The sequence below is a fragment of the Massilia aquatica genome (assembly GCF_011682045.1).
Taxonomy (GTDB): Bacteria; Pseudomonadota; Gammaproteobacteria; order Burkholderiales; family Burkholderiaceae_D; genus Telluria_A; species Telluria_A aquatica.
The window spans coordinates 1-24,844 of record NZ_VVIW01000006.1; the positions used below are offsets into that span (position 1 = coordinate 1).

Annotated in this window: 19 protein-coding genes and 1 pseudogene; 15 read left to right on the forward strand and 5 right to left on the reverse strand. The window is 64.7% G+C overall.

Annotation, left to right across the window (positions count from 1 at the left end; genetic code table 11):
- From F1609_RS12405 to ppnP, 6 genes and pseudogenes are all read left to right on the forward strand, one after another.
- Positions 1–389: pseudogene (locus F1609_RS12405) on the forward strand (hypothetical protein); the annotation flags it as partial.
- Positions 386–1,072: a chemotaxis protein CheW gene (locus F1609_RS12410; protein WP_167076758.1), complete on the forward strand. Its 687-nt coding sequence runs from the start codon at positions 386–388 to the stop codon at positions 1,070–1,072. The pseudogene F1609_RS12405 and the gene F1609_RS12410, both read left to right, overlap by 4 nt.
- Positions 1,069–3,345: a hybrid sensor histidine kinase/response regulator gene (locus F1609_RS12415; RefSeq protein ID WP_167076759.1), complete on the forward strand. Its 2,277-nt coding sequence runs from the start codon at positions 1,069–1,071 to the stop codon at positions 3,343–3,345. Before F1609_RS12410 ends, F1609_RS12415 begins: the two co-directional genes overlap by 4 nt.
- Positions 3,342–4,364 (forward strand): chemotaxis-specific protein-glutamate methyltransferase CheB, encoded by a 1,023-nt coding sequence (gene cheB / locus F1609_RS12420; RefSeq protein WP_167076760.1) that lies wholly within the window; start codon positions 3,342–3,344, stop codon positions 4,362–4,364. The genes F1609_RS12415 and cheB overlap by 4 nt, the downstream gene beginning before the upstream one ends.
- Positions 4,365–4,407: 43 nt before the next feature.
- Positions 4,408–5,430, forward strand: a complete 1,023-nt coding sequence (locus tag F1609_RS12425; protein WP_167076761.1) for a diguanylate cyclase — start codon at positions 4,408–4,410, stop codon at positions 5,428–5,430.
- 12 nt (positions 5,431–5,442) lie between these two features.
- Positions 5,443–5,754, forward strand: a complete 312-nt coding sequence (gene ppnP, locus F1609_RS12430; protein WP_167076762.1) for a pyrimidine/purine nucleoside phosphorylase — start codon at positions 5,443–5,445, stop codon at positions 5,752–5,754.
- Between the two features lie 42 nt (positions 5,755–5,796).
- Here ppnP and F1609_RS12435 read toward each other — a convergent pair whose 3' ends face one another.
- Together F1609_RS12435 and murB are read right to left on the reverse strand one after the other, a co-directional pair.
- Positions 5,797–8,922 carry a glycoside hydrolase family 3 protein gene (locus tag F1609_RS12435; protein WP_229421852.1) on the reverse strand — a complete coding sequence of 1,042 codons (3,126 nt, stop codon included), beginning with the start codon at positions 8,920–8,922 and terminating at the stop codon, positions 5,797–5,799.
- Positions 8,923–9,141: 219 nt separating this feature from the next.
- Positions 9,142–10,182, reverse strand: a complete 1,041-nt coding sequence (gene murB, locus F1609_RS12440) for a UDP-N-acetylmuramate dehydrogenase (RefSeq protein ID WP_167076763.1) — start codon at positions 10,180–10,182, stop codon at positions 9,142–9,144.
- Positions 10,183–10,298: 116 nt separating this feature from the next.
- Here murB and F1609_RS12445 point away from each other — a divergent pair, with 116 nt between their 5' ends.
- The 3 genes from F1609_RS12445 (at position 10,299) to F1609_RS12455 (ending at position 14,857) form a co-directional block, all read left to right on the forward strand.
- Positions 10,299–10,784, forward strand: a complete 486-nt coding sequence (locus F1609_RS12445; protein WP_167076764.1) for a YajQ family cyclic di-GMP-binding protein — start codon at positions 10,299–10,301, stop codon at positions 10,782–10,784.
- Positions 10,785–11,022: 238 nt separating this feature from the next.
- Positions 11,023–12,288 (forward strand): nitronate monooxygenase, encoded by a 1,266-nt coding sequence (locus F1609_RS12450; RefSeq protein WP_167076765.1) that lies wholly within the window; start codon positions 11,023–11,025, stop codon positions 12,286–12,288.
- A 181-nt stretch (positions 12,289–12,469) separates the two neighbouring features.
- On the forward strand, positions 12,470–14,857 hold the full coding sequence (locus tag F1609_RS12455) for a sensor domain-containing protein (protein WP_167076766.1): 2,388 nt from the start codon (positions 12,470–12,472) through the stop codon (positions 14,855–14,857).
- A gap of 42 nt (positions 14,858–14,899) precedes the next feature.
- Here the strand turns inward: F1609_RS12455 and F1609_RS12460 are convergent, their stop codons facing one another.
- Positions 14,900–15,838: an exopolyphosphatase gene (locus tag F1609_RS12460; protein WP_167076767.1), complete on the reverse strand. Its 939-nt coding sequence runs from the start codon at positions 15,836–15,838 to the stop codon at positions 14,900–14,902.
- A gap of 318 nt (positions 15,839–16,156) precedes the next feature.
- Here F1609_RS12460 and F1609_RS12465 point away from each other — a divergent pair, with 318 nt between their 5' ends.
- From F1609_RS12465 to F1609_RS12490, 6 genes are all read left to right on the forward strand, one after another.
- A complete protein-coding gene (locus F1609_RS12465) occupies positions 16,157–17,470 on the forward strand; it encodes a sensor histidine kinase (protein ID WP_167076768.1) in 1,314 nt (437 codons plus the stop codon).
- A 103-nt stretch (positions 17,471–17,573) separates the two neighbouring features.
- Positions 17,574–18,335 carry a LytR/AlgR family response regulator transcription factor gene (locus F1609_RS12470; protein ID WP_167076769.1) on the forward strand — a complete coding sequence of 254 codons (762 nt, stop codon included), beginning with the start codon at positions 17,574–17,576 and terminating at the stop codon, positions 18,333–18,335.
- A 207-nt stretch (positions 18,336–18,542) separates the two neighbouring features.
- Positions 18,543–19,790: a PAS domain-containing sensor histidine kinase gene (locus tag F1609_RS12475; RefSeq protein ID WP_229421853.1), complete on the forward strand. Its 1,248-nt coding sequence runs from the start codon at positions 18,543–18,545 to the stop codon at positions 19,788–19,790.
- Between the two features lie 238 nt (positions 19,791–20,028).
- Positions 20,029–21,045 carry a porin gene (locus F1609_RS12480; RefSeq protein ID WP_167076770.1) on the forward strand — a complete coding sequence of 339 codons (1,017 nt, stop codon included), beginning with the start codon at positions 20,029–20,031 and terminating at the stop codon, positions 21,043–21,045.
- A gap of 148 nt (positions 21,046–21,193) precedes the next feature.
- A complete protein-coding gene (locus F1609_RS12485; protein ID WP_167076771.1) occupies positions 21,194–21,979 on the forward strand; it encodes a DeoR/GlpR family DNA-binding transcription regulator in 786 nt (261 codons plus the stop codon).
- Positions 21,980–22,003: 24 nt separating this feature from the next.
- A complete protein-coding gene (locus F1609_RS12490) occupies positions 22,004–23,173 on the forward strand; it encodes an MFS transporter (RefSeq protein ID WP_167076772.1) in 1,170 nt (389 codons plus the stop codon).
- A 17-nt stretch (positions 23,174–23,190) separates the two neighbouring features.
- Here the strand turns inward: F1609_RS12490 and F1609_RS12495 are convergent, their stop codons facing one another.
- Both F1609_RS12495 and F1609_RS12500 read right to left on the reverse strand, forming a co-directional pair.
- On the reverse strand, positions 23,191–23,841 hold the full coding sequence (locus F1609_RS12495) for a class I SAM-dependent methyltransferase (protein WP_167076773.1): 651 nt from the start codon (positions 23,839–23,841) through the stop codon (positions 23,191–23,193).
- 31 nt (positions 23,842–23,872) lie between these two features.
- Positions 23,873–24,814: a CysB family HTH-type transcriptional regulator gene (locus tag F1609_RS12500; protein WP_099881478.1), complete on the reverse strand. Its 942-nt coding sequence runs from the start codon at positions 24,812–24,814 to the stop codon at positions 23,873–23,875.
- Positions 24,815–24,844: the final 30 nt, after the last annotated feature.

Genomic DNA, 24,844 nt, shown 5'->3' on the forward strand with positions numbered 1-24,844 from the left:
CGCTGCGCGTGAGCGCACCGGTGGCAGCGACGACCGCGCCGGCCGACCTGCTGGCGCGCGCGCGCCGCCAGTCCGACCTGGGCGACATGCAGGGCGCCGCCGCGGCCTGCCGCGAGCTGCTGGCGGCCGACCCCGATTCGGCCGACGCCTATTTCATCCTCGGCATGGTCAGCGAATGCGAACAAAAGATGGACGCCGCCGGCGACTACTGGCGCCGCTGCGTCTACCTCAAACCCGACCACTACGATGCGCTCTGCCACCTGGCCCTGCTGGCCGAGCAAAGCGGCGACCGGACGCAGGCGGCCGCCTTCAAGCAGCGCGCCGCGCGCGTGTACCAGCGCAGCAAGGGCAGCGATCGCGATAGCGCACCGCGCAAGGATGCCCGATGAGCAGCAGCCCGGATACCCTGCACGCGCTGGACGACCAGGATTGCTGGAACCGGATCGGCGTGGCCGGCGACATGAGCTGCCCCAAGCTCGAACAGCATGTCCACTGCCGCAACTGCGAGGTGTACGCCGGCGCGGCCAGGCGCAGCATGCAGCGCCCGGTGGACGCGGCTTACCGCGAGGACTGGGCCGCGCTGCTGCGCCAGCCGCAGGCCGCGCGCGCGCAGCACGACAGCTCGGGCCTGGTGTTCCGCCTCGGGCGCGAGTGGCTGATGCTGCCGACCCGCATCGTGTCCTCGGTCGCACCGCTGGCGGCCAGCCACTCGCTGCCGCACCGCAGCGGCGGCGGCCTGACCGGCATCGTCAACGTCGGCGGCACCCTGGCGCCCTCGATCGCCCTGGCCACCCTGCTCGGCATCGACGAAAACGACGCCCCGCAACAGGGTGGCCGCCACGTGTTCGCGCGCCTGCTCGTCATCGATTGGGAAGAACAGCGCTTCGCCCTGCCGGTGGCGGACCTGCACGGCATCCTGCGCTACGGCGCGGCCAGCGTGGGCGCGCCGGCGGCCACCCTCAATAAAGGCTTGCAGCGCTTCATCACCGGCGTGCTGACCCACGGCGACATGCGCATCGGCGTGCTCGACGCGCCGCTGATCGGCCACCAGCTGGCAAGGCTGCTGCGATGAGCACCGGCAGCGGCGACCTCAGTCAATTCTCGATGCTGGACCTGTTCCGCATGGAGGCGGACGGCCAGACCCAGGTTCTCACCGACGGCCTGCTCTCCATGGAGCGCGGCGGCGGCGACGCGTCCACCCTTGAAGCGATGATGCGCGCCGCCCACTCGATCAAGGGCGCGGCCGCGATTGTCGGCCTGGACGTGGTGGTGCAGCTGGCGCACGGCATGGAAGACGCCTTCATCGCCGCCCAGCACGGCCAGTTGCAGCTCACGCCCGCGCGCATCGACGTGCTGCTGGCCGGGGTCGACCTGATGCTGCAGTTCTCGACCCTGGACGAAGCCGGCCTGCCGGCCTGGCTGGACCAGCATGGCGCGCGCATCGGCGCCACCATGAACAGCATTGCCGGGATTGCGCAGATCCAGTCGGCGCCGCTGCCGGACCTGCCGCCGCTGCCGGCTGCACCGCCGCCGCCGGCCATGCCGGTGATGGAAGCGTGCGCGCCGCCGCGCGCCGCCCTGCCCGACGAAGCCGCGCCGCAGCGGGTCCAGGGCGCGCCCAAGGTAGTCCAGAACTTCGACCGCCTGCTGGCCCTGGCCAGCGAATCGCGCATCAACGCGCACCAGATGCACCCGTTCATCGCGTCGCTGCAGCGCTTCAAGCGCAACCAGGCGACCCTGTTCCAGGCACTCGAACAACTGCACGACGCGGTGGTGCGCGGGGGCGATGCGGCCCTGATCGAACAATCGGCCCTGGCCGGGCAAAAAGCGCATCCGCTCAAGCAGTTCATGCTCGAACACATGGCCGACATCGAAAGCTACGAGCGGCGCCTGCTGGGCGTGTCGAAAAACCTGGTGGACGAAGTGCTGACCTTGCGCATGCGCCCTTTCCGCGACGGCGTGCAAGCCTTTCCGCGCATGGTGCGCGACCTGGCGCGCAGCTTGGGCAAGGAAGCGCAGCTGGTCATCGAAGGCGAAGACACGCTGGTCGACCGCGACATCCTGGCGCGCATCGAAAGCCCGCTCAACCACATGCTGCGCAACGCCGTCGACCATGGCATGGAAAGCCAGTCCGAACGCATCGCCGCCGGTAAACCAGCGCTCGGGACCATCGTACTGGAAGCGCGCCACCGCGCCGGCATGCTCAGTATCGAAATTTCCGACGACGGGCGCGGGGTGGACATCGAACGCATCCGCCGCCAGGTAGTCGAGCGCAAGATGGCCAGCGCCGCCATGGCCGCCGCCATGTCGCAGCCGGAACTGATCGAATTCCTGTTCCTGCCCGCCTTCAGCCTGAAGGAAACCACCAGCGCCATCTCCGGGCGCGGCGTGGGCCTGGACATCGTGCACCAGACCATCCGCGAGCAAAATGGCACGGTACGTATCGAGTCGGTGCCGGGCGCTGGTTTTCGCACCTTCATCACCCTGCCGCTGACCCAGTCGATCGTGCGCGCGCTGGTGGTCGACGTGCAGGGCGAAGCCTACGCGATCCCGATCGTCAAGGTGGAACGGGTGCTCAAGGTGCCGCAAAGCGAGATCCACACCTTGGAGAACAAGCAATTCTTCGACTTCGGCGGCGAGCACCTCGGCCTGGCGTCGGCGGCCCAGGTGCTCGAACTGGGCCAGATCGGCGCCGGCGCTGGCGAGCTGCCGGTGGTGGTGATCGGCGCGGCCCAGCGCCGCTACGCGCTGGTGGTCGATGCGATCCGCGGCGAACAAAGCCTGGCGGTGCAGGCGCTCGACCCGATTTTCGGGAAGATGCGCGACATCAGCGCCGGCGCCCTGCTCGACGACGGCGCCCCGGTCCTGATCCTCGACGTGCCCGACCTGCTGCTGTCGATCGACAAGCTGCTGCACGAAGGCGGCCTGCACCAGCTGGGCGCGCGCGGCGGCCCCGAAAAACGCAAGGTCAAGCGCATCCTGGTGGTGGACGACTCGCTCACCGTGCGCGAAATGGAACGCAAGCTGCTGCAGGGACGCGGCTACCAGGTCGACATCGCCATCGATGGCATCGACGGCTGGAACGTGGTGCGCAGCGGCGACTACGACCTGTTAATCACCGACGTCGACATGCCGCGCATGGACGGCATCGAACTCGTTGGCCTGGTCAAGAAGGATATCCACTTGTACAAACTGCCCGTCATGATCGTCTCCTACAAGGACCGACCCGAAGACCGCGCGCGCGGCATGGGCGCCGGCGCCGACTACTACCTGACCAAGGGCAGCTTCCACGACGAGACCCTGCTCGACGCCGTGTTTGACCTGATCGGAGAGGCCGGCCTATGAAGATCGGGATCGCCAACGACGTCGCCATGGCGGCCGAAGCGCTGCGCCGGGTGGTGGCCAGCACCAGCGAGCACCAGGTCCTGTGGATCGCGCGCAGCGGCCTGGAAGCGGTGCGCATGTGCGCCGACAACCGTCCCGACCTGGTGCTGATGGACCTGAACATGCCGGAACTGGACGGGGTCGAGGCGACCCGCCAGATCATGGAAAGGACGCCCTGCGCGATTTTGGTGGTCACCGGCCAGCCGCAGGACAATGTGAGCCAGGTGTTCCGCGCGCTCGGCGCCGGCGCGCTCGATGTCACCGCCACCCCGCTGCTGGCGCGCGACGGCGGCGGCGGCGACGCGGCCCTGCTGCACAAGATCAAGACCATCGGCAAACTGATACGCGTCAGCGGCGCCGAGAGCGCATCGGCGCATGCGCCCGAGCGGCCCGACGCCAGGATCAAGCACCTGCTGGCGATCGGATCGTCCACCGGCGGCCCGATCGCGGTGGCCAAGATCCTGGCCGGCTGGAACCCGGCGCCCGGCACCGCCATCGTGGTGGTCCAGCACATCGACGAAAACTTCGCCGCCCATTTTTCCAAGTGGCTTGGCGAGCAGCTCCTGATGCCGGTGCGCGTGGTCGAAGACGGCGACCCGCTCGAAGCGGGCTGCGTGCAGATCGCCCGCACCAACGACCACCTGGTCATGAGCGCGCGCCACCGCCTGCACTACGACGACGTGCCGCGCGACTACGCTTACCGGCCGTCGGTCGACGTGTTCTTCCACTGCGTGGCCCGGCACTGGGAAGGCGACGCCACCGGCGTGCTGCTGACCGGCATGGGGCGCGACGGCGCCGCCGGCCTGCTGGCCATGCGCCAGGCCGGCAAGAGCACCATCGCCCAGGACCAGGCCAGCAGCGCCGTGTACGGCATGCCGCGCGCCGCCGCTGAAATAGATGCCGCGCAGCAAATTTTATCCTTAGAAAACATTGGGCGGGCATTGCGCAGTAGAATTGGGTCGAAACCGGCCGGGAACTAAGATTTCACCTGAGTGCCGGATACTACCGAAAAGCATATGACCGATGTCTGAAGTTTACAAAACCTACATGCCGGAACCGGCCATTTTCAAGGTGCGGGTCCTGATGGTGGACGACCAGGCGATCATTGTCGAGGCGGTGCGGCGCATGCTGGCCGATCAAACCGACATCGAATACCACTACGTGCTCGATTCCTCACTGGCGCTTGAGACCGCCGAACAATTGCAGCCGAGCCTGATCCTGCAAGACCTGGTCATGCCCGGCATCGACGGCTTCGGGCTGATCGCGCAGTACCGCGAGCGCGAGAGCCTGCGCCACGTGCCGGTGATCGTGCTCTCGGCCAAGGAAGATCCCAAGCTCAAGGCGCACAGCTTTGCGGTGGGCGCCAACGACTACATGGTCAAGCTGCCGGACCGCCTGGAACTGCTGGCGCGGGTGCGCTACCACTCGGCGGCGCACATCAGCCGCTTGCAGCGCGACGAGGCGTTCCGCTTCCTGCGCGAGAGCCAGCAAAAACTGGCCGAAGCGAACATCGAACTGCAAAAGCTCGCCGCCCTCGACGGCCTGACCGGGATCGCCAACCGGCGCCGCTTCGACGATGTCATCAAGCTCGAATGGCAGCGCGGCCAGCGCGAACAGAAGCCGCTCTCGCTCTTGATGTGCGACATCGACTGCTTCAAGGCCTACAACGACAGCTTCGGCCACCTGGCGGGCGACCTGTGCCTGAAAAAAGCGGCGGCCGTGCTGACCGAAAACCTCAAGCGTCCGGCCGACCTGGCGGCGCGCTACGGCGGCGAAGAGTTCGCCATCATCCTGCCCGAAACCAGCCTGGCGGGCGCGCACGTGGTGGCCGACGCGGTGCGCAGCCACCTGGAAAAGCTGGCGATGGAGCATCCCCAGGCGGCGGGCGGCATCGTCACCATGTCGATCGGCGTGGCCAGCGTGGTGCCGTCGCGCGGCGACAGCGCCGAGAACCTGACCGCGCGCGCCGACAAGGCCCTGTACGCCGCCAAGACGGCCGGGCGCAACCGCGTGTGCGTGGCGCAAGCAGACATTCCTCCCACCTGAACAAGGACATCCATGAGCATGATTCACAACGTCGCCATCAGCAAAAAATCGAACATCTACTTCGACGGCAAATGCGTCTCGCATACGCTGTTGCTGGCCGATGGCAGCAAAAAAACGGTGGGCGTGATTTTTCCGTCGCAGCTGACCTTCAACACGGCCGCGCCCGAAGTGATGGAAATCGTCGCCGGCAAATGCCGGGTCAAGCTGGCCGGCAGTGATGCGTGGCAGGACTACGCCGCGGGCGAGCGCTTCAGCGTCGGCGCCAACACCTCGTTCGAGATCGACACCACCGACACGCTCGACTACGTCTGCCACTTCGGCTGACCCGGGCGAACGCACGCCGCTTGGCGTGCGTCCCCGATAGCATTACCGCACGAAGCGGATCTGGCGCAGTTTGTACTGCACGCCCTGCTGGTCTCCCCACTTCGGCAAGGTGCCGAACGGCATACCGATGTTGCGCAGGTCAAAGCACGGATCGGCCGCCGCAATCAGGGTGCTGACCTTGACCGAGACCGGCGTCCAGCCACCGGGCGCCGGACGGCCGAAGACATAATCGCCCGACTTGCAATTGGTGCCCGGGCTTTCCATCTTGACCGCCAGCCCGCCTGTATTGGCGCCATAGCTGGCGACCTTGATCTCGAACTGCAGGGTGCCATTGGCGAAGTTGCTCAGGTTGACGGGCGTGCCGGTGATCATCACCAGGCCATCGCCACCGTCGGCGGCGAAGTGCATGTCCAGCCCATCGGCGGGCGTGATGGCCGCCTTGACGTGGCTGCCGTTGGACGAGTAGGTGGTCAGCGCCAGGTCGCCCGTCAGCTTGCCCGCGTCGAGCACGCCGTAGCCTGGTCCCGCCAGGGGCGGCGCGAACACCACCGGTTCCGGCACCAGGGCCGCGCAGGTGGCGGCGTCGGCATCCTTGGCCGCACCCGGCACCCAGCGGATATTGGCGAACGAGGCCACGAACGCCTTCTCGGTATAGACCAGGAACGGCGTATCGACCAGGGTGAAGTCGGCGCCCTTGCCGGCAAAGCAGGACAGCGGCACTTTCACGCTGCGTTTCGTCTCCAGCGGCAAGCCCTTGAACACACTGGTGGCGTCCACTTCGCCCGCGCACGGGTGCTTGCAGTCGACCCGCATTTTCACCGCCCCGGCCGGCGCCTTGTGCACGATGGTGTCGAACACCAGCGCCGCGTCGGCGTTGAGGTAGCTTTCGCGGTCGGCCGTGCTTGCCGCTTGCGCGTAAAACTGGCCGGCGCCGCTCCAGCTGATTTTCTTGGCGTCCTGCTGGACATTGATCTGGGTGGTCTCGGCTTTGACGTTGGGCAAAGTCGTGACCGCGTTCAGGTCGGCGCCCAGCGGCAGCGACCAGGCGCTCGGGTCGCCGATGCGGGTCGTGTAGGGCGCCTGGTCGGCCGAGCGGAACACCTCCAGGTCGCTACTGGCCTGGCTGCCGTTGCCGGCGCCCTGGGCGCAACCGAGGGCCGGCGCCGTCTCATCGAGTTTGGCCAGTGTGCTGTCGTCCGCGTAGCGCATTCCGAAGCCATAGGCAAACAGCGGATCGTAGTTGGCGTCGCCCTTATTGGCCATCTGGCAGGCCGTTCTGGGCCAGGAAAACGACAGCTTGCCGTGCATGTCCAGGTTGACGTCGCCATTGTCCTTGCGGAACAGCACATCGGTGACACCCTTGCCTTCGGTGCCGGGCAGCCAGGCCACCACGAACGCGCTCGAGCGGTTCAGTTCCTTGTTGACCCAGACCGGACGGCCGGTGACCAGCACGGTGACCACCGGCACGCCCTTGCCGCTGACGGCGTCGAGCACGGCCAGGTCTTCCGGATAGCGGCGCGCGTGCTCCAGCGTGCCGCTCCTGCCGATGTCGCCCACCCCTTCGGCGTACGGGGTTTCGCCGATGACGGCAATGACCGCCTTGAAGTCGGCTGGCTTGACGCCGGCGCCGTTCGGGCTGAACACCACATTGGCTTCGCCAGCCACCGATTTGATCGCCGTCAGGATGCTGTCGGCGTTCGGGAAGTCGGCATTGGTGTTGGCCGTGCCCTGCCAGGTGAGCGACCAGCCGCCGGTCTGGTTCGACAGGCTGTCGGCGCTCTTGCCGACTACCAGGATCTTGTCGCCGCGCTTGAGCGGCAGCACCTTGTTGTCGTTTTTGAGCAGCACCAGCGACTTTTGCACCGCTTCGCGCGCCAGGGCCCGATGCTGCAGACGGCTGGCATCGGTGAAAGGGCGTTCGAGCGGCGCCTTGGCCGTCATGATGCCGGCCCGGAATTTCACGCGCAGGATACGGGTGACGGCGTCGTCAATGCGCGCCAGTGGAATGTCGCCCTTGTTGACCGAGGCGATGGTGTTCTCGATAAACTCTTTCCACTTGTCCGGGACCATGATCATGTCGATCCCGGCGTTGATGGCTTGCGCGCAACTGCCGTCGCTGCAACCCGGCACCTGGGCGTGGCCGTTCCAGTCGCCGATGACAAAGCCGTCGAAGCCCATCTTGGTCTTGAGCACATCGGTCAGCATCTCTTTGCTGCCGTGCATCTTGCCAACCTTGATGTTCAGGCTCTCATTGTCCCAGCTGTTAAACGAGGCCATCACGGTCTGGGCGCCGGCGCCGAGGGCGTGGTAATACCCCTGGCCGTGGATGTTGATCATGTCGTTGCGGCTGGCCATGTTGACGCCCTGATCCCGGCCCTGGTCGGTGCCGCCGTCGCCCATGAAGTGCTTGGCCGTGGAGATCACGTTGCCGCCGCCGGCAAAATCGTTCTGCAAGCCCTTGACCATTTCACGCGCGTATTTGGTGACGATCAGGGGATCTTCGGAATACCCTTCGTAGGTGCGGCCCCAGCGGTCGTCGCGCACCACGGCCAGGGTCGGGGCGAAGGTCCAGTCGATCCCGGTGGAGTACACCTGGGCGGCCACGGCCGCGCCGATGCGGCGCATCAGGGCCGGGTCGTTGGCGGCGCCCAGGCCAATGTTATGCGGGAACATGGTGGCGCCGAACACATTATTGTGGCCGTGCACCGCGTCGGTGCCCCAGATCACCGGGATCCTGACCTTGGCATCGGTGGCCATCGACGCTTTCCAGTAGGCGTCGGCCAATTTCAGCCAGTCCGCCGGCGCGGCCAGCTTGTTATTGCCCGGAAAAGAGCCGCCGCCGTTGAGCACCGAGCCGATGTAGTACTGGCGTACCTGGTCCGGGGTAATGCTCTTGATTTCGGGCTGGGTCATCTGGCCGACTTTTTCGGCCACGCTCATCCCGGCCACGATGGCGGCGATGGACGTTTCCATGGCCGGGTCTTTCTTGATGTCGCTCGCGACGTTGGGGAAGTCGCTGTACTGCTTGACCGCGTCGACGACGACCGGCGGCGGCGGCGTGGGGGTATCCGGCTTGGCCGGGTCGCTGTCGCTATCGCAGGCGGCCAGCATGGCGCTACAGACTGCCGCTGCCAGGAGCGTGCGGATCGGGGTACGTAACTTGAGCATCTTGTTTGTCTCCTGATTGAATGACTGGCGCCTCCGGCCGTGCTCACGCACGCTTGGGGCTACCTTGGCAAGGACCCGCCAACAATCGCGAAAAAACGAAATTGGAAGCGCTTCACTCGCAGGTTCATTATTTAACAGAATTGACGAAAAAGATAATGTTTTCTGAACATTTGCGACCTTGGCCGGTCGCTTTGGAAGCGCCAGGCGCGGGCCTGGCGCCTAGATAAATACAGGCTCGGTGTCGAGGGCGACGCCGAAGCGTGCCAGCACGTCGTCCTGGATGGCGCGCGCCAGCGCCAGCACCTCGGCGCCGCTGGCGCCGCCACGATTGACCAGCACCAGCGCCTGCTTTTCATACACGCCGGCCGCGCCCAGGCTGCGCCCTTTCCATCCGCACTGGTCGATCAGCCAGCCGGCCGCCAGCTTTTCACTGCCGTCGGCCTGTTGGTGATGCACCAGCGCCGGGTGGGCGGCCAGCAAGGCGGCGCAGTGTTCGCTAGCGACCACCGGATTCTTGAAAAAGCTGCCGGCGTTGCCGATCTGCGCCGGATCGGGCAGCTTGCGGCGCCGGATCGCCACCACCGCGTCGCTGATCTGCTGCGCCGTCGGCGCCGCCAGTCCGCCCGCCGCCAGTTCCTGCGCCAGCTCGGCGTACTTCAGGTTCGGCGCCCACGCGCGCGGCAGCGCGAAGGTGACGTCGACGATCACCAGCCCGGCCCCGTCCGCATGCTTGAAGACGCTGTCGCGGTAGCCGAAGCGGCAGGCCGCCGCGTCCATCGTGCGCAGGGCGCCGCTGGCGACATCGAACACGCTCAAGGAATGGAACAGGTCCTTGACTTCGGCCCCGTAGGCGCCGATATTCTGGATCGGCGAGGCGCCCACCGTGCCGGGAATGAGGGCCATGTTTTCCAGCCCGCCCAAGCCTTGCGCGAGCGTCCATTGGACGAAGCCGTGCCAGTTTTCGCCGGCGCCGGCGCGCACCAGCACGCTGCCGCTGTCCCCTGCCCCGGCGTCTCCCGCCAGTTCGCGCCCTTTGATCGCCATGTGCAGCACCAGACCGTTGAAGTCGCCGGTGAGCACGATGTTGCTGCCGCCGCCGAGCAGCAGGCGCGGCATGGCCGCCAGCGCCGGGTCGGCCAGCACCTGCGCCAGTTGCCCGACCTGCGTCACCCGGAGGTAGGCGCGCGCGCGCGCGTCGATGCCGAATGTATTGACGCTGCGAAGGGAAAAGTCGGGCGAAATGACGAGGTCTGGTTGCATGAATGGTCGTTGTAGGGGCATTTAGGGGAAAAAACCGGTTCAGTTCAGGGGCGCCGCCCCCCGTTGTCCGTTAAAATATCGGCATTCTACATTTTGCAAGTAAAAAGGATCCCATTATGCCGTCGTTTGATGTCGTCTCCGAAGCAGACATGATTGAAGTGAAAAACGCCGTCGAGCAGTCGAACAAGGAAATCACCACCCGTTTCGATTTCAAAGGCAGCTCGGCCAAGGTCGAACAGAAAGAGTGCGAATTGACGGCTTTCGCCGATTCCGATTTCCAGCTCTCGCAAGTGCGCGATGTGCTGACCAACAAGCTGGCCAAGCGCAAGGTCGATGTGCGCTTCCTCGATGAGGGCAAAATCGAGAAAATCGGCGGCGACAAGGTAAAACAGGTCATCAAGGTGAAAAACGGGATCGAAACCGACGACGCCAAGAAAATCGTCAAGGTTATCAAGGATAGCAAGATGAAGGTCCAGGCCAGCATCCAGGGCGAATCGGTGCGCGTCACCGGCGCCAAGCGCGACGACTTGCAGGCCGCCATGGCGATGCTGCGCAAGGATGTGCCGGACATGCCGCTGGAATTCAATAACTTCCGCGATTAAGCAGTACGGCGCGCCGATCGGGCGCTTTCGTCGTTCAACCGGCGCTATTGAGCGGGATTTCCGCCGGCTTCGCCGGCGCGCGCCGCACTGGACGCGCGGACATACCGCGGGGTATTGTCCCGGTTTTGCTCGCTGGAACGAAGAACCCCAGGGTCGCTTGGGGTAGAATTGTAGGTGCGCAAGCTGGCCGTAGTGGCCGCGCCAGCGCACCAGTAAACTTGGCAGTCTAAGGATAGCAATGAAACGTGTTGATGATTTCCGCCTGCGTCTGGGCAACAAGGAATATGTGCCCATCATGATCGGTGGCATGGGCGTCGATATTTCGACCTCGGAACTGGCACTCGAAGCGGCGCGCCTGGGCGGGATCGGGCATATTTCCGACGCCATGGTCGAAGATGTGTCGGACCGCAAGTTCGACACCAGCTATGTCAAAGACAAAACCAAGACCTACAAGTTCAATATTAACAATATGGACAAGGCGGTGGTGCAGTTCGACCTGGCGCGCCTGGCCGACGCCACCCGCCGCCACGTTGGCGCGACCATGGAAGCGAAACGCGGCGATGGCCTCATTTTCGTGAACTGCATGGAAAAGCTGACCATGAATTCGCCGCGCGAAACCTTGCGCACGCGCCTGACGGCCGCGCTCGACGCCGGCATCGACGGCATCACCATGTCGGCCGGCCTGCACCTCGGTTCATTCGCGCTGATCGCCGACCATCCGCGTTTCCGCGACGCCAAGCTGGGCATCATCGTCTCGTCGGTGCGCGCGCTGCAGATTTTCCTGCGCAAAGTGGCCAAGCTGGACCGCCTGCCCGACTTCATCATCGTCGAAGGCCCGCTGGCCGGCGGCCACCTGGGCTTCGGCATGGACTGGGCCGAATACGACCTGCACACCATCATGGATGAAATCCATGCCTACATGCGCGCGGAAAAGCTGGAGATTCCATTGATCGCGGCCGGCGGCGTGTTCACCGGCACCGACGCGGCCGGCTTCCTCGAAAAAGGCGCTGCCGGGGTGCAGGTGGCGACCCGCTTCACCATCACCCACGAATGCGGCCTGCCGGACAAGGTCAAGCAGGAATACGTGCGCGCCACCGAAGACGACATCATCGTCAACGGCATCTCGCCGACCGGCTATCCGATGCGCATGCTGAGAAGCACACCGGCCATCGGCGCCGGCATCCGTCCGGGCTGCGAGTCGTACGGCTATCTGCTCGATGCGACCGGCAACTGTTCTTACATCAATTCGTACAACCGCGAAGTATTGGCCAATCCGGACAGCAAGACCGTGGTGGTGATGGACAAGACCTGCCTGTGCACGCACATGCGCAATTTCAATTGCTGGACCTGCGGCCATTACACCTACCGCCTCAAGGATACGACCCACAAGCTGGCGGACGGCAGTTACCAGATGCTGTCGGCCGAGCACGTGTTCCAGGATTACCAGTTCAGCGTCGATAACCAGATCGCCCTGCCGATCCGTCAAGAAATCGCCCCTGCGTAGGGGACCTCGAACAAGCTGCTGCGCGTCGCTTGTTCGAGGCCACGATACGACTGTTGATTTTTCCCGGCGGGCTGCTGCCCGCCGGCAACCGCAGCCAGTTCTTTTTACCAAAACGCCCGTCGCGTCGAACCTCTTCCTCGTTTGACTGTCCAATCTTCTTCATGGTCGATTGGAGAGGCGCATGCCTGCCCACGAAAACGCCCCTTTTGCCGCCCTGCTGATCGATGCGGACGACCGGATCATCACGTGGAATGGCGCGTGCGAAAAAGTGCTCGGCATCACAGCCGCCGATGCGCTGCGCCAGCCCCTGACGGCGCTGCTCAGCGAGCGCAGCCGCCAGGCCTGGCAGCAGCGCTGGAGCGAGTTTCCCAGCGATTGCGATGCTTCCGAGGTCGAATTCCTGCGCGCCGACGGCAGCGTCCACACCATTTTCCTCACCCTGCTGCCGCAGTACGGCCACGACGGCGCACTGACCCACCTGGTCGCCCTGCTCGACGGCACCTGCGACGAGTCCGATGCCGAAGCGGTCGGGCGCATGCCGCTCTCGAGCATTATCGATGTGCTGCCCGGCACCTTCTACGTGCTGCGCGAGGATGGCAGCTTTGCGCTGTGGAATGCAACGCTGGAACACGTCAGCGGCATGAGCCCCGACGAAGTGCGCAGCGCCAATGCGCTCGACATGTATCACCTGGCCGAAAAGCGCGTGATCGCCGCCAGCATCCGCAACGTCTTCGATCACGGCGCCCAGGCCATGGTCGAGGCCAATTATCTCGACAAGCACGGGCACGCCACGCCCTACCTGCTGTGCGGCGCGCGCATCAGCTGCCGTGGCCGCCATTACCTGTGCGGCATGGGGCTCGATATTTCCGAACGGCGCGCCCAGGAAGACCGCCTGCGCCTGCGCGAGCGCGCCCTGCACGCCACCAGCAGCGGGCTGGTCATTTCGCGCTGCGCCGGCACGGATAATCCGATCGAGTACGCCAACCCGGCCTTCGAGCGCATTACCGGCTACAGCGCGGAAGAAGTCATCGGGCGCGATGCGCGTTTCATGGCCATGCCCGGCCTGGACGAGGACGAACGCGAACAGCTGCGCGCGGCCGTGCGCGAGCGGCGCGAAGTGAACGTGGTGTTCCGCAACCGGCGCCGCAACGGCGAACTGTTCTGGAACGACCTGACCATCACCCCCGTCAGCGACGGCACCGGCAAGGTGACCCATTTCATCGGCGTGATCAACGACGTCACGGCCGTCAAGCAGCGCACCGCCCATCTCGAACACGAGGTGAATCACGATCCGCTGACCGGGCTGGCCAACCGTACCCTGCTGTGGGACCGGCTGGAACAGGCGCTGCACATGGCCCAGCGGAACAAATCGCTGGTGGCCACCGTGTTGATCGACCTCAACGGCTTCAAGCAGATCAACGACAGCTATGGCCACGAGGCGGGCGATCAAGTGCTCAAGATGGTGGCGCGGCGCCTGCAATCGTCGGTGCGCGAGAGCGATACGGTGGCGCGCCTGTCGGGCGACGAGTTCGTGCTGGTGCTGGTCAACCAGCCGTCGCTGCGCTACACCCTGCGCATGATCGAGCGCCTGCGCGTGGCCATGTCGCAGCCGGTCAGCTTCGACTCGAACGATATCGCGGTCGGCGGCAGCATCGGCGTGAGCGTCTATCCGCACGACGGCACGGGCGCGCTCGACCTGGTGCGCGCAGCCGACGTGGCGATGTACCACGCCAAGGCGGCCAGGACGGGCGAGGTGCATTTCTTTTCGATCGACATGAAGTCGACCACCCAGGCCAAGCAAAAGCTCGAAGACGCCATGCGCGACGCACTGGAACGCCACGAAATGTTCCTGCTGTACCAGCCCAGGATCTGCCTGTGCCGTGGACACATCCTTGGCCTGGAAGCGCTGTTGCGCTGGCGCCACCCCGAACTGGGGGTGCTGGCGCCCGCCTCGTTCCTGCCCGAAGCCGAAGAAAGCGGCATGATCGTCGCCATTGGCGACTATGTGCTCGAAGAAGCCTGCGGTTTCATGCAGCGCATGGGCAGCGCCGGGTTTGCGCCGCTGCCGGTGGCGGTCAATGCCTCGGGCCGCGAATTCTCCCAGCCTCACTATGCGGAACACATCGCCGCGACCTTGGCGACCCACAAGATTGCGCCTTCGCAGCTGGAACTCGAATTGCGCGAGGAAAGCCTGAACATCAATCCGCACCTGAGCGTGGACGTGGTGACGCAATTGCGCGACCTGGGCGTGCTGCGCTCGCTCGACGCCTTCGGCGACAGCTCGTCGAACCTGAATTTTTTGCAAAAGCTGCCGCTCACGCACGTCAAGCTGGCCAGGGTGGCGGTGCACCAGATCACGGCCGACGCGCGCAGCGGCGCGGTGGCCAAGGCGCTCATCGACGTCGGCCACGATCTCGGCGCGCGTGTCATCGCCAAGGGGGTGGAAACACGGGTGCAGATGGAGTTTTTACGGGCCAACCTGTGCGACGAGCTGCAGGGCACGTATTTCAGCGCCCCGCTGGCCGAGCATGCCCTGCACGATATGCTGGTGGCGGCGCCGGCGGCCTGAGGCCTGCGGCCCGCCGCCACCCGCGTCCGGCACCGGCTGCGCTCAGCCTTCGCTGGTGATGCGCTGGATCAGTGCGCCCAGCACTTCCTCGGCCAGTTCGTTCGAGACCTGGCAGGTGCCGGCGTTTTCGTGCCCGCCACCGCCGTATTCGAGCATCAGGGCGCCAATATTGGTGCGCGCGGTCCGGTTCAGGATCGACTTGCCGGTGGCGAACACGGTGTTCTGGTTCTTCAGGCCCCACAGCACGTGGATCGAGATGTTTGTCTCCGGGAACAGGGCGTAGATGATGAAGCGGTTGCCGGCGTAAATGGTTTCTTCCTGGCGCAGGTCGAGCACGACCAGGTTGCGGTGCACGCTGGCGCAGCGCCGGATCTGTTCCTTGCACTTGTCGTTGTGCTCGAAGTACAGGTCCATGCGCTCTTTCACGTCGGGCAGCGCCATGATGTCGTCGATCGTGTGGTTTTTACAATAATCGATCAGGTCCATCATCAGCGCGTAGTTCGAGATGCGGAAGTCGCGGAAGCGCCCCAGCCCGGTCCGCGCATCCATCAGGAAGTTGAGCAGGTCCCAGCCGTGCGGATCGAGCACTTCCTGCTGGTTGAAGCGCGCCGCGTCGCCCTTGTCGACGGCGGCCATCATGTCGTACCAGGCGGCCGGAAAGGCCGAGGCGCCGCCGTAGTAGTCGTACACCACCCGCGCGGCCGAGGGCGCTTCGGGATGGATGATGTGGTTGGCGCGCTCGCCACTGTTGCGGATCGTTTCCGATGAATGGTGGTCGAAGGCCAGGTGCACCCCGGCCGCGTACGGCAGGTTGGTGGTGATGTCGCCGTCGCTGACCACAATTTTGCCGTCCTGCATATCCTTGGGGTGGACAAACAGGATATCGTCGATCAGGTCCAGGTGTTTGAGCAGGACGGCGCAGACCAGGCCATCGAAATCGCTACGCGTGATCAAACGGTATTTTTTCACATCGGCAGACATAGGGCATCCCCTTGGACAGGTGGAACAGCGGGCCGGCCGCGACCGGTTCGATCCTTCATCATACCGCGCAACCGGCCGCTGCGGGTGCTCCGATGCCGCGCGCCCTGTTCCCCCAATCATGCAGCCTGTCGCAAAGGCCGCGCAGCACGCCGGCCGGGGTCCTACAGTGACAACATCTCATCGGTATTAGCGGCCGCAAGCGTTTTTTACGGCAATGGGAGGGGCGCAGCAGGTACACTCGCCCTAAGACAATCTCACGCAATGTCACACAGTGTTGGACAACGCGGTTTTTATACAATCGAACGGAACACATTCACCATGGAAGCACGCCGCCCTCCCGAGCAACCCATCGCGACCGTCCTGGCCTGGCTGCAGCGCGCCTTTGACGCCACCGCCACCTGGGTGACCCAGCTATCGTGGTGGAAGTTTTTCCTGTTCGCGGCCCTGGCCCTGATTGCCGCCTCGATCTTGCAGAACGAATTGTTCTCGGGCGGCGACGTGGTCGAGGTGCGCCCGGAACGCAAGCGCGACAAGCGCGAAGGCAATATCATTTTCGACGACAGCGGGATCAGCTACAGCCCGCCGACCAAGCGCAGGGCGCCGCCCGAGCCGGCCGAACCGCCCGAGGCAGCCGAACCGCCCGAGCCAGCCGAGCCGCCGCAGCAGTCCGACAGCGGCGCGCATGGCGGCACGCCGGCGCTGCCGAGCGTGCCGGAGATGCCCTCTGTGCCGTCTGTGCCCCCGGTGCCGGCGGTGCCGCCCATGCCGGGCGCCGACGGCGAAGTGCGCGTCGCGCTGCCGCCACAGATCGTCGAGGGTTTGTCGAGCGCGATCGAAGCTGCCGTCGAAAATGCCGCCGAAGAAAAAGTGAAGGTGTACCACACCCAGGCATCGACCTGGTTCAAGAGTTTCGTTTCGCTGCTGGTACTGGCCCTGTTCGCCACCAAGGCGCTGGTCGGCGGCAAGAAGCGCGCCGAAGCCGAAACCCAGACCGCGAATGCCGCCGCCGAGCGCGAATCGATGCAGCGCCAGCTGTCGGAAGCGCGCATGCAGATGATGCAGGCCCAGGTCGAGCCGCACTTCCTGTTCAATACCCTGGCCTCGGTGGAATACCTGATCGAAACCGACCCGCCGCGCGCCTCGGCCATGCAGCGCAGCCTGATCCAGTACCTGCGCGCGGTGCTGCCGCAGATGCGCGACAACGCCGTGGTCACCAACCTCGGACGCGAGGCGGACATGGTCAAGGCCTACCTGAGCCTGCTGAAGATGCGGATGGAGGAACGCCTGCAGGTCGACCTGCGCATTCCGGACGGCCTGCGCAGCGCGGCGTTTCCGCCGATGATGCTGCAGTCGATGGTCGAAAACGCCATCAAGCACGGCCTCGAATGCAAGCCGGAAGGCGGCTCGCTGTCCATCCTGGCCGAGGTGGCGCACAACAAGCTGCGCGTGATCGTCAGCGACAACGGGGTCGGCTTCGGCGTGTTTCCCAGCGATGGCACCGGGCTGGGGCTGATGACGATCCGCGAACGCCTCAAGCTCCTGCATGGCGATGCCGGCCAGCTGCACATCGCCGCCAACACGCCGAGCGGCGTGATCGCCACCATCGAAGTGCCCTATCAGGTATCGAAGTAATGCACAAGCAAGCGCAGCCGTTGAAAACGAGCCAAGGAATTGATTGATTAAAGCCCGGTTTCATTGAATAATTGGCACTCTTGCCCTTCACCAGAAACGCACCATGCCTACCGCTATTATTGCCGACGACGAAAGACTGATGCGCGACCAGTTGCGCCTGCGCCTGAACCAGGCATGGCCTGAACTGGACATCGTCGGCGAGGCCAAGAACGGCGATGAGGCGATCGAACTGGTCAGCCAGCTCAAGCCGGACCTGACTTTCCTCGACATCCGCATGCCGGGCAAGACCGGCATGGAAGCGGCGCGCGCGATCGGCGCCGGCAGCAATATCGTGTTTGTCACCGCCTACGACCAGTACGCGGTCGAAGCGTTCGAGCGCGGCGCGGTCGACTACGTGCTCAAGCCGCCCGAGGCCGAGCGCCTGCAAGTGACCATCGACCGCCTCAAGTCGCGCCTGGCCAAGCCGAAGGAAGCGGTCAACGAGAGCGTCACCGCCATGCTTTCGCAGCTGGCCGAAAAAATGGCGGCGCCCAAGCCGGCCTACCTGCAATGGATCCAGGCCAGCATCGGCCAGGACTTGCGCATGATTCCGGTCGAGGACATCCTGTTTTTCCGCTCCGACGAAAAATACACCTGCGTGCAGACCGAGCGCTTCGAGGCGCTGATCCGCAAACCGGTGCGCGACCTGGCCGAAGAACTCGATCCGGCCCTGTTCTGGCAGATCCACCGCGCCACCCTGGTCAACGTCAACGCCATCGAAGGGGTCACGCGCGACATTCGCGGGCGCCACCTGGTGCTTATCAAGGGCAAGAGCGACAAGCTCGAAGTGAGCCGCAGCTTCCTGCACCTGTTCAAGCAAATGTAAACCCGCGCCGCGCCTTTCGCGGCGCATGCTTTTTCGTTCCATGCACCACCTTGCGACATGCCATGACATCCCGTACCCCGCCGCGCCCGGCGCCGCGCACTGCCGCGCCGTCGCCTCCCTGTTTGTCGCGCCTCAAGACGCGCACCCACCCTGCTTTTATAATCAGCCCACGGTCCGCGTCCCGCGGGCCTTTGACGGCAGGCGCGCATGGCACAACAGCGTTCTTCCCGCTTCCTGAGCTGGGGTGCGATCATGTTCGTGCTCGGTTTGCTGGGCGGTCACTCCCTCGCGCGCTTGTTCGCGTATAACCGCTGGCCGCGCTTTGCGCGCAGCCACAGCCGCGAAATCATCCAGAACGCGAGCGAAGCGATCATCTCCACCGATGACACGCAGACCATCGTGCTGGCCAACCCGTCGGCCGCGGCGATGTTCTCGACCACGGTCGAGCGCATGCAGGGCAGCCCGCTGCAGCAGTTCATCGCGCCGCTGCCAACGGTCAGCGGCGACGCCGCGCCCGCCTACTTCGGCGACGTGGCCGGCCGCGCCGGCCGCCGTGCCACCGACTACGCCGTCACGGGCGTGCGCGCCAGCGGCGAAACGTTCCCGCTCGAAGGTTCCATTTCCAGCATGATCGAGGCCGACCGCACCATCTACACCATCATCCTGCGCGACGTGACCGAGCGCCAGCAGGTGCAGGAAAAGCTGTCGCGCTCGCATGCGCAGCTGCGCCAGCTCTCCTCGGCCCTGCAAACCGTGCGCGAGGAAGAACGCGCCCACATCGCGCGCGAGCTGCACGACGACCTCGGCCAGTTGCTGGCCTCGCTGCGGATGGACCTGAACCTGCTGCAAAAGGAGCCCGACGCCAGCAGCAACGGCCAGCGCCTGATGAACGGCATGGAAGACAACCTGCTCACCGCGATCACCTCGCTGCGCCGCATCGCCACCAACCTGCGCCCGCGCGCGCTCGACGAAGGCGGCCTGTATTTTGCGCTGCAGGGCTTGCGCGACGAATTCGTCGAACGGCACGGCATCGCCTGCTCGCTGTTCGCCGACGAAGCCGAGCTGCGCCTCGACGACGCCGCCAGCACCGCCATTTTCCGCATCGTCCAGGAAGCGCTGACCAACATCGCGCGCCACGCCGGGGCCAGCAATGTCACCATGTATGTGTACCGCATCGATGGCCAGTTGCTGGTCTCGATCCGCGACGACGGGCGCGGCATCCAGGCGGCCGACATGGAAAAAGCCCAGTCGCTCGGCCTGATCGGCATGCGCGAACGGGTGTGGGGAATGAAGGGCGAAATCACCGTCAGCGGCGACGATCCGCCCGGAACCCGCATCGATATTGTTTTACCCGTACCCGACAGTACGCGCGACGAGGCCCCCGGCGAGCGCGCCGCGGGTGCACCGGAACGGACGCGTCCGCTGCCCCCTCACGCCCCCCGGGATTTCCCATAACGCCCGCAACGGCGGGCGTTATGCGGCGTTGCAGCATTCCCTCCAGCTGAAATTTAGCGCACCTGAAGCGTGCAATTAGGGGGGATTGACGCCCTATTGCAGGGCAAAACCAGACTGTCTCATTCTCGCCACAGTTCACTTTGTCATGGATTTGACATACGTGGAAGCTATAATTACGTCCGATTAAGAGCATCCCTGGTTAATCGACCCTTATCTGTGCAACTTTTTGGAGATTTATATGCAATGCAAACTGATGGCTGTTGTCCTGGCCGCTGCGATTCCTCTGTGCGCTTCCGCTCAATCGAGCGTCACGATCTACGGTGTTGCTGACGCTGCGCTGGCGAAAGAAGACACGGGCGCTCCAGGCGGGAGCCGTACGGTCGTCAACTCGGGCAACCAGTCGACCAGCCGTGTAGGTTTCCGTGGCGTTGAAGATCTGGGCAATGGCCTGAGCGCTGTGTTCAATCTGGAAGCTGGCGTTGCACTCGACTCCGGCATGGGCGATACCAGCCTGTTCGGCCGCCGCTCGGTGGTTGGCCTGAAAGGTGGCTTCGGCACCGTCCTGATCGGTCGCGAGTACACCCCAATCGCTGACGTCGCTAACGCAAGCGATATCAACGGCCAGGGTTTCTACGGCACCAACTTGAATTCGTTCGGCACCAACCGTCTGACCCGTCGCATCAGCAACTCGGTCAACTACAAGTCGAACTCGATGGGCGGCGTTGTCGTCAGCGCCGGCTACGGCCTGGGCGAAACCCTGGTCGGTCCTTCGATGGATCTGATGGGTCTGGCTCTTGAATACAAAGCCAACAACATCTACGTCGGTGCTGGTTACCACCAGGTCGAGCGTCTGGCTTCGGGCGACGACAAAGAAATGATCTTTGGCGCAGGCTTCACCGCTGGTCCAGTCGAAGTGCGCGGTAACTACATGGTTGCCAACCCAACCGGCAACGGCAACAAGTATGAGCAGGCCAATGCTGGCGTGTCGTACACCTTCGGCGCCAACAAGATCTACGGTAACCTGCAGCAAAGCAAACTCGAAGGCGGCGCCAAGGGCAACGGCTTCTCGCTGGCTTACTCGTACGCTCTGTCGAAGCGCACCAACGTGTACACGTCGTACGCGTCGATCCGTAACAACAACAAAGCAGCTTTCGGCATCTTCTCCGCTGGCGCTCAAGTTACTCCAGATGCGCTCAAAGGCCAATCCGGTTCCGATCCTAGCGCTTTCTCGGTCGGCGTTCGTCACTCGTTCTAAATTCACTGACGCGCCCACGCGCGTTTAGCTGAAACAAACAACCCCGCACCTTGCCCTGGCAAGCCTGCGGGGTTTTTTTATGCTAGATTGCACGTTTATGCCTATTCATGTATATTTATGCGCATTGATGCTTGTTTGATTGCCCCAGATGCCGACTGATCCCCTCCTCTTGCAGGAACGCCACGCCCTGATCCTGCAACGCCTGCAAACCGATGGACGGGTGCTGGCGCCCGACCTGGCGCAATGGCTGCAAGTGTCGGAAGACACCATCCGGCGCGATCTGCGCGACCTGGCCGCCGCCGGCCTGTGCCAGAAAGTGTACGGCGGCGCCCTGCGCATGGCGCTGCCCGCCGCCCCGGGCGGCACCCCGGCCGAGCGCCGCAGCGCCCAGCCCGACCGCAAATCGCGCCTGGCGGCCGCCGCCGCGCCGCGCCTGGCCCCCGGCAGCGTGGTCTTCATCGACGCCGGCTCGACCAACCTGGCGATCGCGCAGGCGCTCGGCGAGACGCGCCTGACCGTGATCACCAACGCCCCGGCAGTTGCCGCCGCGCTGGTCGACAAGCCGCTGATCGAACTCATCGTCATTGGCGGGCGCATCCATGCCGAGACGGGCGCGAGCATCGGCGCGACCGCCCTGCGCGAACTGGAACTGATCAGCCCCGACCTGTATATCCTGGGCGCCTGCGGCGTCGATGCCCAGGCCGGCGTCTCCGCCATCCATTTCGAGGAAGCCGAATTCAAGCGCCGCGTTGCGGCCCTGAGCAAGGCGGTACTGGTGGCCACCACCAGCGACAAGGTCGGCACCGCCGCCCCGTATGCCGTACTGGCGGCGGCCAGCCTGACCGAACTGGTGGCCGAGCACGATATCGACGCGCGCCAGTTCGATGCCTTCGCCGCGCGCGGCGTGCGCGTGCTGCGCGCCGCCAGACCCTGACCATCCCCTTTTCCGAAAGAACCCATGCCTGATACCGGAGCGCAACAGCGCCTTTCCACCCGCCTTGCATTTCTGGCCGCCGGCCTGGCCATGTCGGTCTGGGCGCCATTGGTGCCGCTGGCCAAGCTGCGCCTCGGCATGGGCGAAGCCCAGCTCGGCCTCCTGCTGCTGTGCCTTGGCGCCGGCTCGCTGCTGGCCATGCCGTCGACCAGTTTCATGACGGCGCGCTTCGGCGTGCGTCCGGTGGTGCTGTGCTCGGGGTTGATTGTCTGCCTGGTCCTGCCCGGCCTGGCTTTCGCGCCCACCCCGGTGCTGCTCGGCTGCGTGCTGTTTGCCTTCGGCGCGGCCATCGGCGCGCTCGATGTGGCGATGAATATCCAGGCGGTCGTGGTGGAAAAGAACAGCGGCGGATCGCTGATGTCCGGCTTTCACGGCCTGTTCAGCCTGGGCGGCGCCCTGGGTGCGGGCAGCATGGCGCTGCTGCTGTGGCTCGGTTTGAACGCCACCGCCTCCACCGCCGTCATGGCCGCGCTGGTGGCCGCCGTCCTGGCCGGCGCCTCGTCCGGCCTGCTGCGCGAACCCGAGGCGCGCGAGCGCGATGCGCGGATCTTCGTGGTGCCGCACGGCGCCGTGATCCTGATCGGCGGCCTGTGCTTCCTGTGCTTCCTGGCCGAAGGCGCCATCCTCGACTGGAGCGCCCTGCTGCTGACCGAAGGACGCGCTGTCGCAGCCGGGGCTGGCGCCGAGGCCGGGGCAGGAAAAGGCGGCCTCGGCTACGCGGCGTTTGCGATTGCCATGACCCTGGGGCGGCTGACGGGCGACAAGGTGGTGGGCAAACTGGGAGGGCAAAAAGTGCTGTTGCTGGGCGGCTTGTGCGCCGCTGGCGGGTTTTTCTGCACGGTACTGAGCTCGTCGGTACCGGGCATGCTGGCCGGCTTCGTGCTGATCGGCCTGGGCGCGTCGAACATCGTGCCGATCCTGTTTACCGCCGCCGGCAGCCAGAAAGCCATGCCGGTCAGCCTGGCGATCGGCGCCATCACCACGATCGGCTATGCGGGCATCCTGGCGGGACCGGCGGCCATCGGCTTCGTGGCGCACGCCACCAGCCTGCCCATGGCGTTTGCCGGGCTCGGCTGCGCAATGCTGCTGATCGCCGCCAGCGCCAGGCTGGGCGCGTCGAGCGCGCCCAGGTGATTGCTTTTACGTAAAGCTTACTTGAGGCGGCAGGTCAGCAGCCAGAAGTATTCCAGGCGCACGATCTTGATCTCGCGCACCGACGAGGCCAGCTTCTTGCGCAGCGCGCTGTCGGACGGGTAGGTCTTGGGAATCTCGTAGCGCTCGCCATCGGGCGCGATACGGATCTGGTAGGTGTTGCCTTCCATATCGGTGCGCGCCACGGTTTCGCTGCTGCCTTCCACGTAGGCGTCGTCCAGCAGGACGATGAACATGTCGTCGCCGACCTTGCTGCGCAGTTGCGCCAGGAAACGTTCCTGCTCTTCGCGCTTGACGTGCGACCACCAGAAGCCGATGAACACGGCGGTGTAGCTGCCGATGTCGTCGGGCAGGTTCCAGGCATCCGCCACCTTGAATTGAACCTTGTCGGCTGGCAGCGCGCGCAGCTTGCCGAGCGCGATCATTTCGGGATTGATATCGGTGGCGACCACCTTGTCGGCGGTGGCGGCGATGACGGCGGTCCAGTAGCCGGTGCCGCAGGCCAGTTCGAGCACGGTGTGGCCGCGCAGGGTGTCGGCCACGTGGCCGCGCATGGCGGCCAGGTCGTCCTTGCGTTCCGGCCGGTCGTAGATGCGGTCGTGGTTGGAGGCGCTCTTGGCGTAAAACTGTGCAGATTGTTCGGTGATCATGTTTTTCTTGAGGTAATTGACTGCTGGGCTTTTACAGCTCGTAAGTTTCTTTGGTGCCGCTCATGGCCGACTCGACCAGCTTGCGGTTCAGGGTCGGCGCCAGCAATTCGATGAAGGTATAAATATAGCTGCGCAGATAGGCGCCCTGCTTGACGGCCACGCGCGAGATGTTCATCCCGAACAGGTGCCCCACCGGAATGGCGCGCAGGTTCTTGTCACGCTCGGCGTCGAAGGCCATGCCCGCTATGATACCAATACCCATGCCAAGTTCCACATAGGTTTTGATGACATCGGCGTCGATGGCTTCGAGCAGCACGTCGGGTTTGAGTCCGCGCAGCCCGAAAGCGTGGTCGATCTTGCTGCGTCCGGCGAAGGCGCCATCGTAGGTGATCAAGGGGTAGGTGGCGATTTCTTCCAGCGACACGGCCTTCGATTTGAGCAAAGGATGGTCGGGCGGCACCACCACCATGTGCTCCCATTGATAACATGGCAAGGTGATCAATCCGTCAATGCCGGCGATCGATTCGGTGGCAATGGCCAGGTCGGCCTGGTCGCGCTGGACCATCTCGGCAATCTGGCGTGGGTTGCCTTGCAGCAGGGACAAGCGTACCTTGGGGTACTTGAGCATGAAGGCCTGCACCACTTTCGGCAAGGTGTAGCGCGCCTGGGTGTGCGTGGTGGCAATAGTGAAGCTGCCGCTGTCCTGGGCCGCGTACTCCTTGCCGATGCGTTTCAGGCTGTCGATCTCCTGCATGATCAGTTCGACGGACTCCAGCACCAGCCGGCCGGGTTCGGTCAAACCCCGGATCCGCTTGCCGTGACGGGTGAAAATGTCAACACCGAGCTCTTCTTCAAGCTCGATAATCGCTTTCGAGACCCCGGGCTGGGACGTAAACAAGGCCTTGGCCGCGTCGGTCAGGTTGTAATTCTGCCGCACGGCTTCGCGTACGAAGCGTAATTGATGGAGGTTCATTGCTTTTTTGTTCTCGCAGGCCGGAAAGAT

Coding starts and splice junctions, on each gene's coding strand:
- F1609_RS12410 (WP_167076758.1), top strand. CDS start 386: ATGAGCAGCAGCCCGGATACCCTGCACGCGCTGGACGACCAGGATTGC.
- F1609_RS12415 (WP_167076759.1), top strand. CDS start 1,069: ATGAGCACCGGCAGCGGCGACCTCAGTCAATTCTCGATGCTGGACCTG.
- cheB (WP_167076760.1), top strand. CDS start 3,342: ATGAAGATCGGGATCGCCAACGACGTCGCCATGGCGGCCGAAGCGCTG.
- F1609_RS12425 (WP_167076761.1), top strand. CDS start 4,408: ATGTCTGAAGTTTACAAAACCTACATGCCGGAACCGGCCATTTTCAAG.
- ppnP (WP_167076762.1), top strand. CDS start 5,443: ATGAGCATGATTCACAACGTCGCCATCAGCAAAAAATCGAACATCTAC.
- F1609_RS12435 (WP_229421852.1), bottom strand. CDS start 8,922: ATGCTCAAGTTACGTACCCCGATCCGCACGCTCCTGGCAGCGGCAGTC.
- murB (WP_167076763.1), bottom strand. CDS start 10,182: ATGCAACCAGACCTCGTCATTTCGCCCGACTTTTCCCTTCGCAGCGTC.
- F1609_RS12445 (WP_167076764.1), top strand. CDS start 10,299: ATGCCGTCGTTTGATGTCGTCTCCGAAGCAGACATGATTGAAGTGAAA.
- F1609_RS12450 (WP_167076765.1), top strand. CDS start 11,023: ATGAAACGTGTTGATGATTTCCGCCTGCGTCTGGGCAACAAGGAATAT.
- F1609_RS12455 (WP_167076766.1), top strand. CDS start 12,470: ATGCCTGCCCACGAAAACGCCCCTTTTGCCGCCCTGCTGATCGATGCG.
- F1609_RS12460 (WP_167076767.1), bottom strand. CDS start 15,838: ATGTCTGCCGATGTGAAAAAATACCGTTTGATCACGCGTAGCGATTTC.
- F1609_RS12465 (WP_167076768.1), top strand. CDS start 16,157: ATGGAAGCACGCCGCCCTCCCGAGCAACCCATCGCGACCGTCCTGGCC.
- F1609_RS12470 (WP_167076769.1), top strand. CDS start 17,574: ATGCCTACCGCTATTATTGCCGACGACGAAAGACTGATGCGCGACCAG.
- F1609_RS12475 (WP_229421853.1), top strand. CDS start 18,543: ATGGCACAACAGCGTTCTTCCCGCTTCCTGAGCTGGGGTGCGATCATG.
- F1609_RS12480 (WP_167076770.1), top strand. CDS start 20,029: ATGCAATGCAAACTGATGGCTGTTGTCCTGGCCGCTGCGATTCCTCTG.
- F1609_RS12485 (WP_167076771.1), top strand. CDS start 21,194: ATGCCGACTGATCCCCTCCTCTTGCAGGAACGCCACGCCCTGATCCTG.
- F1609_RS12490 (WP_167076772.1), top strand. CDS start 22,004: ATGCCTGATACCGGAGCGCAACAGCGCCTTTCCACCCGCCTTGCATTT.
- F1609_RS12495 (WP_167076773.1), bottom strand. CDS start 23,841: ATGATCACCGAACAATCTGCACAGTTTTACGCCAAGAGCGCCTCCAAC.
- F1609_RS12500 (WP_099881478.1), bottom strand. CDS start 24,814: ATGAACCTCCATCAATTACGCTTCGTACGCGAAGCCGTGCGGCAGAAT.